The following is a 13,144-nucleotide window of genomic DNA, read 5'->3' on the forward strand; positions in this document are numbered from 1 at the left end:
CAGTGGCAGTGGCACGACGCCGACTCGACGCGGAGCTGGTCCGCCGCAAGCTGGCCCGGTCCCGGGAGCACGCCTCCGAGCTGATCGCGGCCGGCCGGGTGACCGTCGGCGGGACCACCGCGACCAAGCCGGCCACCCAGGTGGAGACCGCGGCGGCGGTCGTGGTGGCCGCGGACGACAACGATCCCGACTACGTGTCGCGCGGCGGCCACAAGCTCGCCGGGGCGTTCGCGGCGTTCGTGCCGCAGGGTCTGGTGGTCGAGGGCCGCCGGGCGCTGGACGCGGGCGCGTCCACCGGCGGGTTCACCGATGTGCTGCTGCGGGCGGGCGCCGCCCACGTGCTGGCGGTGGACGTCGGCTACGGGCAGCTGGCCTGGTCGCTGCAGAGCGACGACCGGGTGACCGTGATGGACCGCACCAACGTCCGGGAGCTGACCCCGGAGACGATCGGCGGCACCCCGGTCGACCTGGTGGTGGGGGACCTCTCCTTCATCTCGCTGGGCCTGGTGCTGCCCGCGCTGGCCGGCTGCGCCGCCCCGGACGCGGACCTGGTGCTGATGGTCAAGCCGCAGTTCGAGATCGGCAAGGAGCGCCTCGGCAGCGGCGGCGTGGTGCGCAGCCCGCAGCTGCGCGCCGAGATGGTGCGCCAGGTGGCCGGGCAGGCCTGGCAGCTCGGGCTGGGTGTGCGGGCGGTGACCGCGAGCCCCCTGCCGGGGCCGTCGGGCAATGTCGAGTACTTCCTCTGGATGCGCCGGGACGCACCGCAGCTGGACCCCGCGGAGGCGGACCGGGCTGTCGCCGAAGGCCCCCGATAGGGTGCTCTGCGGACGTCCGGTCCGTCATGCTGGGTGGCGCGGCCGTACCGGGCCGACGACGACCCGGCCGGCGTAGGGAGAGGGCAGCGGGCATGAGTGATGAACGTACGGTCTTCCTGATCGCGCACACGGGCCGCGAGGCGGCGCTGCGCAGTGTCGAGGGACTGGTGCACGGCCTGCTGAAGGCGGGGATCCGGATCAGACTGCTGGCTGCCGAGGCGGTCGACCTGGACCTGCCGGACGGCGTGGAGACGGTGGCCGGGGGGCCGGGCGCGGCCGACGGCTGCGAGCTGATCCTGGTCGCCGGCGGGGACGGGACCCTGCTGCGCGGGGCGGAGTTGGCGCGCGAGCACGGGCTGCCGATGCTCGGCATCAACCTGGGCCGGGTCGGTTTCCTGGCCGAGGCGGAGCGGGACGACCTGGCGGTGGTGGTCGAGCGGGTGGTCGACGCCGACTACGAGGTCGAGGAGCGGATGACCCTCGATGTGATCGTCCGGACCAACGGTGACGTGGTGCACCACGACTGGGCGCTGAACGAGGCCTCGATCGAGAAGGCGGCCAGGGAGCGGATGCTCGAGGTGGTGACCGAGGTCGACGGCCGCCCGGTCTCCAACTTCGGCTGCGACGGCGTGGTGTGCGCGACGCCGACCGGCTCGACGGCGTACGCGTTCTCCGGCGGCGGGCCGGTGGTCTGGCCCGAGGTGGAGGCCCTGCTGATGGTGCCGATCAGCGCGCACGCGCTGTTCGCCCGGCCGCTGGTGGCCTCGCCGGACTCGGTGCTGGCGGTGGAGGTGCAGCCGAAGACCCCGCACGGGGTGCTGTGGTGCGACGGCCGGCGTTCGGTCGAACTGCCCGCCGGGGCGCGGGTGGAGGTGCGCCGGGGGCAGACGCCGGTGCGGCTGGCCAGGCTGCACCGGGCGCCGTTCACCGACCGGCTGGTGGCCAAGTTCGCGCTGCCGGTGACCGGTTGGCGCGGCCGGGCGGACACCGCCTGAGTTCCGCGGAGCGGGCGGACCGGGTGACTCGGCGTCGCCCGGTCCACCGCTCCGTCAGACCGCGAGCGGCTGGTTGTCGTCGGTGCCCCGCCATCCGCCGTCGTCCTCGGCGCGGGCGGCGGTCTCCGCCAGCCGACGGACCGCGGCCGGCACGGCCGGGGCGGGCACGGTGAGCGGGATCCGGATGTGGTGCTCGAAGGCGCCGTCGGAGCCGAACCGGTTGCCGGCCGCGAGCCGGACCCCGGAGCGTTCGCCGGCCCGGGCCAGCGCCGTGCCCGACACCCCGCCGGTGGCGACCCAGAACGACAGCCCGCCGGGCGGCACGGTGAAGCGCCAGTGCGGCAGCTGCTCGCGCAGGGCGGTGGCGAACGCCTCGGCGGTGTCCCGCAGCCGGGTCAGCTGGTGGGCGCGGACGGCCGGCAGGTCCTCGGCCAGCAGCTCGGCGGCGATCAGCTGGTCCAGTACGGGGGCGCCGACGTCGCTGTAGACCCGGGTGGTGGCCAGTCGGCGGACCAGCGCGGGGGCGGCGCGCACCCAGCCGATCCGCAGGCCGCCCCAGAGCAGCTTCCCGGCCGAGCCGACGGTGACCACCTGGGCGGCGCGGTCCAGCGCGGCGGTCGGGCGGGGGAGCGGTACGTCCGCGGGCACGCCCCAGCCGAGTTCGGCGGTGGTCTCGTCGACCAGCACCACGGCGCCGGCGGACCGGGCGGCGGCGAGCAGGTCGCGCCGCTGTTCCTCGTCGATCAGCGCGCCGGTGGGGTTGTGGAAGTCGGGGATCACGTAGACGGCCTTCGGCGCGGCCCCGCCCAGCACCCGCCGCCACTCGGCGAGGTCCCAGCGCGGTCCGTCCGCGCGGTCCGCCCCCGGGGGCGGACCGACGAGGGGGACGGGGACCGGTCGGGCCTCGCTGAGCCGCAGCGCCTGGAGGGTGTGGGCGTAGCTGGGGGCCTCGACGGCCACCCGGTCGCCCCGGCCGAGCAGGGCCTGCCGGACCAGGTGCAGGGCGCCCATCGCGCCGATGGTGATCAGGATCTGGTCCGGGGTGGTCGGCAGGCCGCGCTCGGTGTAGCGGCGGGCCACGGCCTCGCGCAGCACCGGGACGCCGGTCGGGTAGTGGCCGTGGTCGGCGGCGTAGGCGGGCAGCTGTTCGACGGCGCGGGCCGCGGCGGCGGAGAGGAAGGGCTGCGGGGCGGGCAGCGCGGCGACGCCGAGGTCCAGGATGTTGCCCTGCTCGTCCGGCGGGACGGGGTGCAGGGCGTCGCTGGGCGGGGCGGAGCCCTCGGGCAGGGCGGTCCAGCTGCCGGCGCCGCGTCGGCTGTGCAGGTAGCCCTCGGCGCGCAGGGCCTCGTAGGCGGTGGCGACGGTGGTGCGGCTGAGCCCGAGGGCCAGGGCGAGTTCGCGTTCGGCGGGCAGTCGGGCGCCGACCGGCAGCCGGCCCTCGGAGACCAGCAGCCGGATCCGGGCGGCGAGCGCGCGGTAGGCGGGGCGCCGGGCGGCGCCGGGCGGTTCGGGCAGTCGGGCGGTGGCGAGCAGCCGGGCGAGCGCGGGGGGAGCGACGGTGGTCTGCCAGTCGGCCAAGGTGATCAGTCCACTTACTCGTGATTGGCCCTGTCGTGGGCCGTATTGGCTTGGCCATCATGGCAGGGCGGCTGTAGAGACCGCCACCGTCGGGCCGGTCCGCCGGCGGTGCAGCACCACCTGTCCGGAGATCCCATGGCCACCACGAGCGCCCTCCCGTCCCCGTCCCCGTCCGAGTGCCCGGCCGGGCCCGCGTCGCCGTCCCCCGCCGCCGGTGCGGCCGGTGCCGCCCCCGCCGGTGCGGCCGCCCGGCCCGGTCCGCTGCTGCGGCTGCTGGGCGACACCCACGCCCTGGGCCGCCGCCTGCCGCAGCTGGTGGTCGGCCTCGCCCTCTACGGCGGCAGCATGGGCCTGATGCTCCGCTCCGGCCTCGGGCTCGACCCGTGGGACGTGTTCCACCAGGGGCTCCAGGGCAGCTTCGGCCTCTCGGTGGGGGCCTGGGTCACCATCTGCGGGGCCCTGGTGCTGCTGCTGTGGATCCCGCTGCGCCAGCTGCCCGGGGTCGGCACGGTCGCCAACGTGCTGCTGATCGGCGCCGCGATGGACCTCACCCTGCGCTTCGTCGGCACGCCGGGGGCGCTTCCGGTCCGGATCGTGCTGATGGTGACCGCGATCGTGCTCAACGGCCTGGCCACCGGGCTCTACATCGGCGCCCGGCTGGGCCCGGGGCCGCGGGACGGGCTGATGACCGGGCTGCACCGGCGCACCGGGGGCTCGCTGCGGCTGATCCGCACGGGGATCGAGCTGGTGGTGCTGGCGGTGGGCGTCCTGCTCGGCGGCACGGCCGGGGTCGGCACCGTCGCGTACGCGCTGGCGATCGGCCCGCTCGCGCAGTTCTTCCTGCCCTGGTTCACCGTGCCCACCGCCGAGCAGGCCGGAACGGCCGGAAAGTCCGGTCCGGGCGCGTAACCGGTCGCCCGGCCCGTCCCCGGGCGGGTCGGCCGGTGGGGCGGACACGGAGGACCGCCCCGGCTCCCGGCGCGGCCCGTCCGGAAACGCCCGGAACGGATGAACTTGGGGGCACGGAGTTGCCGCGCGTCGTTGCCGCTCGTCGCGCGGCGGGTGCGGAACCTCGTAAGGTCGTCTCCGTGTTGGACGAGATGCGGATACGGGATCTCGGGGTCATCGACGACGCTGTCGTCGAGCTGGCCCCCGGCTTCACAGCGGTGACCGGGGAGACCGGAGCCGGCAAGACGATGGTGGTGACCAGCCTCGGCCTGCTGCTCGGCGGCCGGGCCGACCCGGGCCTGGTGCGCAACGGCAGCGAGCGCGCGGTCGTCGAGGGGCGCCTCCAACTGCCGCCCGGCTCGCCGGTGGCGGCCCGCGCCGTCGAGGCCGGTGCCGAGCTGGACGACGGCGCGCTGCTGATCAGCCGGACCGTCTCCGCCGAGGGCCGCTCCCGCGCCCACGTCGGCGGCCGGTCCGTCCCGGTCGGCCTGCTCACCGAGCTCGGCGAGGACCTCGTCGCCGTGCACGGTCAGACCGACCAGCAGCGGCTGCTGCGCCCGGCCCGCCAGCGCGGCGCCCTGGACCGGTACGCGGGCGAGTCGGTGGCCGAGCCGCTGGCCCGCTACCGCGAGGTGTACCGCCGGCTGCGCGAGGTCTCCTCGACGCTGGAGGAGCTGACCACCCGGGCCCGCGAGCGGGCCCAGGAGGCCGACCTGCTGCGGTTCGGCCTCGACGAGGTCGCCGCCGCCGAACCGGTCGCGGGCGAGGACGAGGGACTGTCCGCCGAGGCCGAGCGGCTCGGCCACGCCGACGCGCTCTCCTCCGCCGCGACCCTCGCCCACGCCGCCCTGGCCGGCGACCCGGCCGACCCGGAGGCGCTGGACGCGGGCACCCTGCTCGCCCAGTCCCGCCGCGCGCTGGACGCCGTCCGGCACCACGACGAGCGGCTCGCCGCCCTCGCCGACCGGCTCAACGAGGTCGGCTACCTGCTCGCCGACGTGGCCGGCGACCTGGCCGGCTACGCCGACGACCTGGACGCCGACCCGGTCCGGCTGGCCGCCGTCGAGGACCGCCGGGCCGTGCTGTCCCAGCTGCTGCGCAAGTACGGCGGCCCGGAGAATTCGCTGGCCGAGGTGATCGCCTGGGCCGAGTCCGGCTCCGCCCGGCTCTCCGAGCTCGACGGCGACGACGACCGGATCGACGAGCTCGGCGCCCGGGAGACCGAGCTGCGCGGCGAGCTGGCCGAACTCGCGGCCGAGGTCTCGGCCGCCCGGCAGGCCGCCGCCGGACGCTTCGCGGCGGCCGTCTCCGCCGAGCTCGCCGAACTGGCCATGCCGCACGCCCGGGTCACCTTCGCGATCAGCCAGGTCGACGACCTGTCCGGGATCGAGGTCGAGGGCCGGACCGTCGCCTACGGCCCGCACGGCGTGGACGAGGTCGAGGTACTGCTGGCCCCGCACCCCGGCGCCCAGCCCCGGCCGATCGCCAAGGGCGCCTCGGGCGGCGAGCTGTCCCGGGTGATGCTCGCCGTCGAGGTGGTCTTCGCCGGCGCCGACCCCGTCCCCACCTATCTGTTCGACGAGGTGGACGCGGGCGTCGGCGGCAAGGCGGCGGTGGAGATCGGCCGCCGGCTCGCCAAGCTCGCCGAGAGCGCCCAGGTCGTCGTCGTCACCCACCTGCCGCAGGTGGCGGCCTTCGCCGACCGCCACCTGGTGGTCGAGAAGACCAACGACGGCACCGTGACCCGAAGCGGCGTCAAGGTGCTGACCGACGAGGAGCGGGTCCGCGAGCTCTCCCGGATGCTGGCCGGCCTGGAGGACTCCGAACTCGGTCGGGCGCACGCGGAGGAGTTGCTCGCCGCGGCCCGCGCCCCCCGTCACCGCTGAACCCGGGCGGCCCCGGCGGACCGGCGACGACGCGCCCCGCCGGGGGCGCCGACTGTCCAAGAGGGCCGCCGACCTGGCATGGTGGCGGCTGGACACTGGCCCTTCCTGTCCCGAGCGCCACCGGCGGGCAACCCCCGCCCGGGGCGCGCGTAGCTGATCGAGTCGGATGCGAGACGACGTGGACCATTCCGCAGCCCGGGCAGCCGCGGCCACCCCCGAACCGGGGCAGCTGCACGCGGTGCTCGTCCTGGCCGCCAGTAGCGGCGGCATCGGTGCGCACGTGCGCTCCTTGGCCCAGGGCCTGGTCGCACACGGAGTGACCGTCACGGTGTGCGCCCCCGCCGGCGCGGACGCGCTGTTCGGCTTCTCCCGCACCGGTGCGCGGTTCCACCTGGTCGACATCACCCCGACCGCGGGCGCCCGCAGCGACGCCACCGCGATCGGCGAGCTGCGCCGGGCCTTCACCGGCGCCGACGTGGTGCACGCCCACGGTCTGCGCGCGGGCCTGCTGTCCGACCTCGCGCTGCGCACCGCGGGCCGCTTCCCGGGCCTGCGCCCGGAGACGCCGCTGGTGGTCACCTCGCACCACGCGCTGGACGCCACCGGCATGGAGCGCCGCCTCCAGCGGCTGATGGAGCGCCGGGTGGCGCGCGCCGCCGACCTCGTCCTGGGCGCCTCCTCCGACCTGGTGGCCCGGGCCCGCGAACTCGGTGCCACCGACGCCCGGCTGGGCCCGGTCGCGGCCCCGCCGATGCCCGAGGCACGGCTGCCCAGGGCCGGGGCCAGGGCGGCCCTGCTCGGCGGCGGCCCGGACCGCCCGCTCGTCCTCGCGGTGGGCCGGCTCGTCCCGCAGAAGGCCTTCGGACTGCTGCTGGACGCGGCCCGCGACCTCGCCGTGCTGACGCCCGAGCCGCTGGTGCTGCTGGCCGGGGACGGCCCGGAGGCCGCCGGGCTGCGCGAGCGGGTGGCCGCCGAGAAGCTGCCGGTGCGGCTGCTCGGCTACCGCACCGATGTGTCCGACCTGCTGGCCGCCGCCGACGTGCTGGTGCTCCCCAGCCGCTGGGAGGCCCGCTCGCTGGTGGTGCAGGAGGCGATGCGGGCCGGCGTGCCGGTGGTCGCCACCGCCGTCGGCGGCATCCCCGAACTGGTCGGCGACGCCGCCGTGCTGGTCCCGCCCGGCGACCCGGCGGCCCTCGGCCGGGCGGTGCGGGAACTGCTGGCCGACCCGGAGCGCCGCGAGCGCCTGGTGGCGGCCGGCCGGCAGCAGGCGGAGACCTGGCCGGACGAGGCCGCCACCGTCGCCCAGGTGCTCAGCACCTACGACGAGCTGGTGCAGCGCAACGGGTGAGCGCGACGGTGGCGGCGGGTCAGACGGTGGCCTGCTCGCCGGCCCGTTCGGCGGCCGGGCCGTCCGGCTGGGCCGACAGGTAGGCGCCGCCGCAGGCGGTGAGCCGCAGCGCGGTGTCGATCAGCGGGACGTGGCTGAAGGCCTGCGGGAAGTTGCCGACCTGGCGCTTGAGCCGCGGGTCCCACTCCTCGGCGAGCAGCCCGAGGTCGTTGCGCAGCGACAGCAGCCGGTCGAACAGCTCCCGCGCCTCCTGCACCCGGCCGATCATGGCGAGGTCGTCGGCCAGCCAGAACGAGCAGGCCAGGAAGGCGCCCTCGTGGCCGGAGAGGCCGTCGACGTTGTTCCCCGACTCGTCGTGGGTCGGGTAGCGGAGCACGAAGCCGTCCTCGGTGGACAGCTCGCGCTGGATCGCCTCGATGGTGCCGATCACCCGCTTGTCGTCCGGCGGCAGGAAGCCGACCTGCGGGATGAGCAGCAGCGAGGCGTCCAGCTCCTTGCCGCCGTAGTACTGGGTGAAGGTGTTGCGGCCGGGGTCGTAGCCCCGCTCGCAGACGTCCCGGTGGATGGTGTCGCGCAGCTCCCGCCAGCGCTCCAGCTGGCCGCCGGCCGGGGCGTCCTCGGGGGTCTGCTCCAGCAGCTTGATGGTGCGGTCCACCGCCACCCAGGCCATCACCTTGGAGTGGACGAAGTGCCGGCGCGGTCCGCGGACCTCCCAGATGCCCTCGTCCGGCTCGGTCCAGTGGTCCTCCAGGTACTCGATCAGCCGCAGCTGGAGGTGGTGGGCGTGGTCGTTGCGGACCAGCCCGGTCATGTGGGCCAGGTGCAGGGCCTCGACCACCTCGCCGTAGACGTCCAGCTGGAGCTGGCCGGCCGCGCCGTTGCCGACCCGTACCGGCTGCGAGCCCTCGTAGCCGGGCAGCCAGTCCAGCGCGGACTCGGTGAGCTCGCGCTCGCCGGCGATGCCGTACATGATCTGGAGGTTCTCCGGGTCGCCCGCGACCGCGCGCAGCAGCCACTCGCGCCAGGCCTTGGCCTCGTCGCGGTAGCCGGTGCGGAGCAGCGAGGAGAGGGTGATCGCGGCGTCCCTGAGCCAGGTGTAGCGGTAGTCCCAGTTGCGCTCGCCGCCGATGTCCTCGGGCAGCGAGGTGGTGGGCGCGGCCACGATCCCGCCGGTGGGGGCGTAGGTGAGGCCCTTGAGGGTGATCAGCGAGCGGACCACGGCCTCCCGGTAGGGGCCCTGGTAGGTGCACTGGCCGACCCAGTCGAGCCAGAAGTCGGCGGTGGCGTCGAGCAGTCCCTCGGCGTCCGGCGGGGTCGGCTGCTCCAGGTGGGAGGCCTGCCAGGTGAGCGCGAAGGCGATCCGTTCGCCGGCCCGGACGGTGAAGTCGGCATAGGTGGTGAGGTTGCGCCCGTAGGTGTCGGCCTCGCCGTCCAGCCAGACCGAGTCCGGCCCGGCCACGGCGACGGTGCGGTGACCGCCGTCGGGCTGCTCCACCCGGTGCACCCAGGGGACGACCCGGCCGTAGCTGAAGCGCATCCGCAGCGCGGAGCGCATCCGGACGGTGCCGGCCACGCCCTCGACGATCCGGATCACCTGCGGCACGGCGTCCTTCCCGGCCAGCGGGCGGGGCGGCATGAAGTCGATGACCCGGACGGTGCCGCCCTGGGCGTCCCACTCCTGTTCCAGGATCAGCGAGTCGCCCCGGTAGCGGCGGCGGTCGGCGGGCACGGCGGGGGCGGCCGCGGTGGGCGGCGGGACCCTCAGGTCGCCGGTGTCGGCGAGCCTCGGCGGCACGGCCGGGGGACCGGCCGGTTCGGCGGCGGGCGCGGTGGCCGGGTGCGGCAGTGCGGTGGCCACCGCCTCGGCGGGGCCGATCCGCCAGAAGCCGTGTTCGTCGGTGCCGAGCAGGCCGGCGAACACCGCCGGCGAGTCGAACCGGGGCAGACAGAGCCAGTCGACCGCTCCGTCCCTGCTGACGAGGGCGGCGGTCTGCATGTCCCCGATGAGTGCGTAGTCCTCGATACGGCCGGCCACGTGATCTCCAGTTCGCAATGTGGTCACGACGCATCGGCGATCCGAGGGGGAGCCAGCGGGACCGCGGGACCGGGGCCACCCTGGGACGTCCGGCCCTCCGGGGTGGTGGCGGGCTTTGCCGGAGGATCCGCGAGGGCTCGGTCGAGCCTCTGGGTGGGAGGGAGGAGCGGCACTGCGGGGAGGTCCGGTCGCGCATCGGGGACCGAGAGGTTCCTGACCCTCCCACGCCCTCCGCGAGCTCGTGTTGTCGGCGATGCGTCCGAGCAGCTTACGACGGACGAAAGGGGCGAAGCACGCGGGCGCAGCGCGATGTGGCGCCGCATTTCGGCGGAAATACCGCGCATCGCGGGAGCGGCCGTCAGGATGGCTCGGAAGGATCAGCTCCGGATGGCACGAAGTGGGGATCAGCCGATGGCCCGGCCGAGGGCTCCGGACCGCCCCCGGGTGGCCCGGACGGGCGGGTGGTGCGACGGATGTGACGGTTGCGCCGGAAGGTGCGCCGGTGGTGCGCCTGGCGTGCGCCCCGGGAGCGCCCCCGCGGCTTCCCGACCGGAAACCGGGGCCCCGGGGCCCGCCGACGGCGGGCCGGAACGCGTCCGGGCCGGGTCACTGATACCCTGGTATCCCGTGGACCGGTGGGATCAAACGCCCCGGACCGGCCGAACCGACGACCCTCAGGGCCCCGTGCGCAGCACCGCCCTCCCCCGTCGCGACGGCGAGCCGCGAGCCTCCCACCACGTCACCTTCGACACGCGACCCACGGGAGCCCCCTCTTGGCACAGCCCCATTCCGGCAAGGCATCGAACGGCCGCGCCGTGACGACCAAGCACCTCTTCGTCACCGGGGGTGTCGCCTCGTCGCTCGGCAAGGGCCTCACCGCCTCCAGCCTCGGTGCCCTGCTCAAGGCCCGCGGCCTGCGCGTGACGATGCAGAAGCTCGACCCGTACCTCAACGTGGACCCGGGCACCATGAACCCGTTCCAGCACGGTGAGGTCTTCGTCACCGACGACGGCGCCGAGACCGACCTCGACATCGGTCACTACGAGCGGTTCCTCGACACCAACCTGCACGGGTCGGCCAACGTCACCACCGGCCAGGTGTACTCGACCGTCATCGCCAAGGAGCGCCGCGGCGAGTACCTGGGCGACACCGTCCAGGTCATCCCGCACATCACCAACGAGATCAAGTCCCGGATCCGCCGGATGGCGACCGAGGACGTCGACGTGGTGATCACCGAGGTCGGCGGGACCGTCGGCGACATCGAGTCGCTGCCGTTCCTGGAGGCCGTCCGCCAGGTCCGCCACGAGGTCGGCCGGGACAACGTCTTCTTCGTGCACGTCTCGCTGCTCCCCTACATCGGCCCCTCGGGCGAGCTCAAGACCAAGCCGACCCAGCACTCCGTCGCCGCGCTGCGCAACATCGGCATCCAGCCCGACGCCATCGTGCTGCGCGCCGACCGCGAGGTCCCGCAGGCCATCAAGCGCAAGATCTCGCTGATGTGCGACGTCGACGAGGAGGCCGTGGTCGCGGCCATCGACGCCAAGTCGATCTACGACATCCCCAAGGTGCTGCACGGCGAGGGCCTGGACGCCTACGTCGTCCGCCGCCTGGACCTGCCGTTCCGCGACGTGGACTGGACCACCTGGGACGACCTGCTGCGCCGCGTCCACGAGCCGCAGCACATCGTCAAGGTCGCCCTGGTCGGCAAGTACATCGACCTCCCGGACGCCTACCTGTCGGTGACCGAGGCGCTGCGCGCCGGCGGCTTCGCCAACAACGCCCGGGTCGAGATCAAGTGGGTCACCTCGGACGACTGCGAGACCCCCGAGGGTGCCCGCGAGCAGCTCGGCGACGTGGACGCGATCTGCATCCCCGGCGGCTTCGGCGACCGAGGCGTCAACGGCAAGGTCGGCGCGATCACCTTCGCCCGCGAGAACAAGGTGCCGCTGCTCGGCCTCTGCCTGGGCCTGCAGTGCGTCGTCATCGAGGCCGCCCGCAACCTGGCCGGCCTGCCCGAGGCCAACTCGACCGAGTTCGACGCCGCCGCCAAGCACCCGGTCGTCTCCACCATGGCCGAGCAGCTGGCCATCGTCGACGGCAAGGGCGACCTGGGCGGCACCATGCGTCTGGGCCTCTACCCGGCCAAGCTCGCCGAGGGCTCGATCGTGCGCGAGGTCTACGCCGGCGAGCAGTACGTCGAGGAGCGCCACCGCCACCGCTACGAGGTCAACAACGCGTACCGCGCGGACCTGGAGAAGACCGGCCTGCAGTTCTCCGGCCTCTCCCCGAAGGGCGACCTGGTCGAGTACGTCGAGTACCCGCGCGAGGTGCACCCCTACCTGGTGGCCACCCAGGCCCACCCGGAGCTGAAGTCCCGGCCGACCCGCCCGCACCCGCTGTTCGCGGGTCTGGTCAAGGCCGCGATCGAGATCAAGACGGCCCCGGCCGACGCCGAGTAGTCCCGGTCCGTTCCCCGGACGGCGGTCCCGCAATTCCTGCGGGGCCGCCGTTCGGCGTTAGATTGTGTCGTACTGACGAAAAGGGGAGAGCGTGATGGACGACCGCAGCACCGCCGATGTCGCCGACGTGGCCGAGGAGTGGGAGATCCGGGGGAGCACCACCCCCTTCCAGGGCCGGGTCACCGGGGTGCGGACCGAGGAGGTCCTGATGCCCGACGGCAGCTGGGCCCGCCGGGACTACCAGACCCACCCCGGATCGGTCTCCGTCCTCGCCCTGGACGAGCGGCAGCGGGTGCTGATCCTGCGCCAGTACCGCCACCCCGTCCGCCAGCGCCTCTGGGAGCTGCCGGCCGGACTGCTCGACGTGCCCGGCGAGAACCCGCTGCACGCCGCCCAGCGCGAGCTGTACGAGGAGGCGCACTGCAAGGCCGGGGAATGGCGGGTGCTGGTCGACTTCTACACCTCTCCCGGCGGCACCGACGAGACACTGCGGCTCTTCCTCGCCACCGACCTGTCCGAGGCCGAGGGGGAGCGGTACGAGGCGCACGGGGAGGAGCTGGAGCTTGAGTCCGCCCGGGTACCGGTCGAGGAACTGGTCCGGCTGATCCACGCCGGCGAGCTGCACAACCCGACCCTGATCACCGGGACCCTGGCCGTGTACGCGGCCCTGCACGGGCCCGGGGGGCTGGACGCGCTGCGGGCGGCGGACTCGCCGTGGCCCGCGAGGCCCTTTTCTTAGGGCTCGGCTCGCCTCCGGGGCGCTCTTGTCCGGTGCCGACGGTCGGCGCTCCAACGCCGCTCCTTCGTCGCGTCGTCCTCGCTTCTCCCTTTCGGCACCGGCGCGCCCCTTCGGCTCGCTCGCGGTCCGTGCTTGGCGGGGGTCACGGCGGGTGGGTGGGGGTCCGGGGTGCGGGGGTCGGTGACCGGTCGGCGGGCCTTTTCGGCTCGTTCGTGGTCCCGGGCCCGGTGGGTGGGGGTCCGGGGTGCGGGGGTCGGTGACCGGTCGGCGGGTCTTTTCGGCTCGTTCGTGGTCCCGGGCCCGGTGGGTGGGGGTCCGGGGTGCGGGGGTCGGTGACCGGT

At 74.9% G+C, this 13,144-nt stretch carries 9 protein-coding genes; 7 read left to right on the forward strand and 2 right to left on the reverse strand.

Translation table 11 applies throughout. The annotated features are described in order from the left end of the window. The first annotated feature begins 8 nt into the window (after positions 1-8). Complete coding sequence (locus ACW14Y_RS29960; protein ID WP_456988287.1) at positions 9-815, forward strand: TlyA family RNA methyltransferase; 807 nt, start codon at positions 9-11, stop codon at positions 813-815. Between the two features lie 92 nt (positions 816-907). After that, complete coding sequence (locus ACW14Y_RS29965; RefSeq protein ID WP_340636286.1) at positions 908-1,810, forward strand: NAD kinase; 903 nt, start codon at positions 908-910, stop codon at positions 1,808-1,810. Between the two features lie 54 nt (positions 1,811-1,864). Here ACW14Y_RS29965 and yczR read toward each other — a convergent pair whose 3' ends face one another. After that, entirely contained in the window at positions 1,865-3,388 is a 1,524-nt protein-coding gene (gene yczR / locus ACW14Y_RS29970) for a MocR-like transcription factor YczR (RefSeq protein WP_456983987.1), read from the reverse strand. Between the two features lie 135 nt (positions 3,389-3,523). Between yczR and yczE the strand changes: the two genes are divergently transcribed. The 3 genes from yczE to ACW14Y_RS29985 all read left to right on the forward strand — a co-directional run bounded on the left by yczE (position 3,524) and on the right by ACW14Y_RS29985 (position 7,570). Beyond that, the gene (yczE, locus tag ACW14Y_RS29975; RefSeq protein WP_380310490.1) at positions 3,524-4,297 is read left to right on the forward strand and encodes a membrane protein YczE; all 774 of its coding nucleotides are present in this window, start codon (positions 3,524-3,526) and stop codon (positions 4,295-4,297) included. Positions 4,298-4,488: 191 nt separating this feature from the next. Next, positions 4,489-6,222, forward strand: coding sequence for a DNA repair protein RecN (gene recN, locus ACW14Y_RS29980; RefSeq protein WP_380391438.1), 1,734 nt, complete (start codon positions 4,489-4,491; stop codon positions 6,220-6,222). Positions 6,223-6,400: 178 nt separating this feature from the next. Continuing rightward, the gene (locus ACW14Y_RS29985; protein ID WP_380391424.1) at positions 6,401-7,570 is read left to right on the forward strand and encodes a glycosyltransferase family 4 protein; all 1,170 of its coding nucleotides are present in this window, start codon (positions 6,401-6,403) and stop codon (positions 7,568-7,570) included. A 19-nt stretch (positions 7,571-7,589) separates the two neighbouring features. Here ACW14Y_RS29985 and ACW14Y_RS29990 read toward each other — a convergent pair whose 3' ends face one another. Further along, entirely contained in the window at positions 7,590-9,605 is a 2,016-nt protein-coding gene (locus ACW14Y_RS29990; RefSeq protein ID WP_380391422.1) for a glycoside hydrolase family 15 protein, read from the reverse strand. An 815-nt stretch (positions 9,606-10,420) separates the two neighbouring features. Between ACW14Y_RS29990 and ACW14Y_RS29995 the strand changes: the two genes are divergently transcribed. Next, positions 10,421-12,064, forward strand: coding sequence for a CTP synthase (locus ACW14Y_RS29995; RefSeq protein ID WP_380437307.1), 1,644 nt, complete (start codon positions 10,421-10,423; stop codon positions 12,062-12,064). 94 nt (positions 12,065-12,158) lie between these two features. Next, a complete protein-coding gene (locus ACW14Y_RS30000) occupies positions 12,159-12,803 on the forward strand; it encodes an NUDIX domain-containing protein (protein WP_456983989.1) in 645 nt (214 codons plus the stop codon). Positions 12,804-13,144: the final 341 nt, after the last annotated feature.

This window comes from Kitasatospora sp. cg17-2, assembly GCF_054031055.1.

Coding starts and splice junctions, on each gene's coding strand:
- ACW14Y_RS29965 (WP_340636286.1), top strand. CDS start 908: ATGAGTGATGAACGTACGGTCTTCCTGATCGCGCACACGGGCCGCGAG.
- yczE (WP_380310490.1), top strand. CDS start 3,524: ATGGCCACCACGAGCGCCCTCCCGTCCCCGTCCCCGTCCGAGTGCCCG.
- recN (WP_380391438.1), top strand. CDS start 4,489: ATGCGGATACGGGATCTCGGGGTCATCGACGACGCTGTCGTCGAGCTG.
- ACW14Y_RS30000 (WP_456983989.1), top strand. CDS start 12,159: ATGGACGACCGCAGCACCGCCGATGTCGCCGACGTGGCCGAGGAGTGG.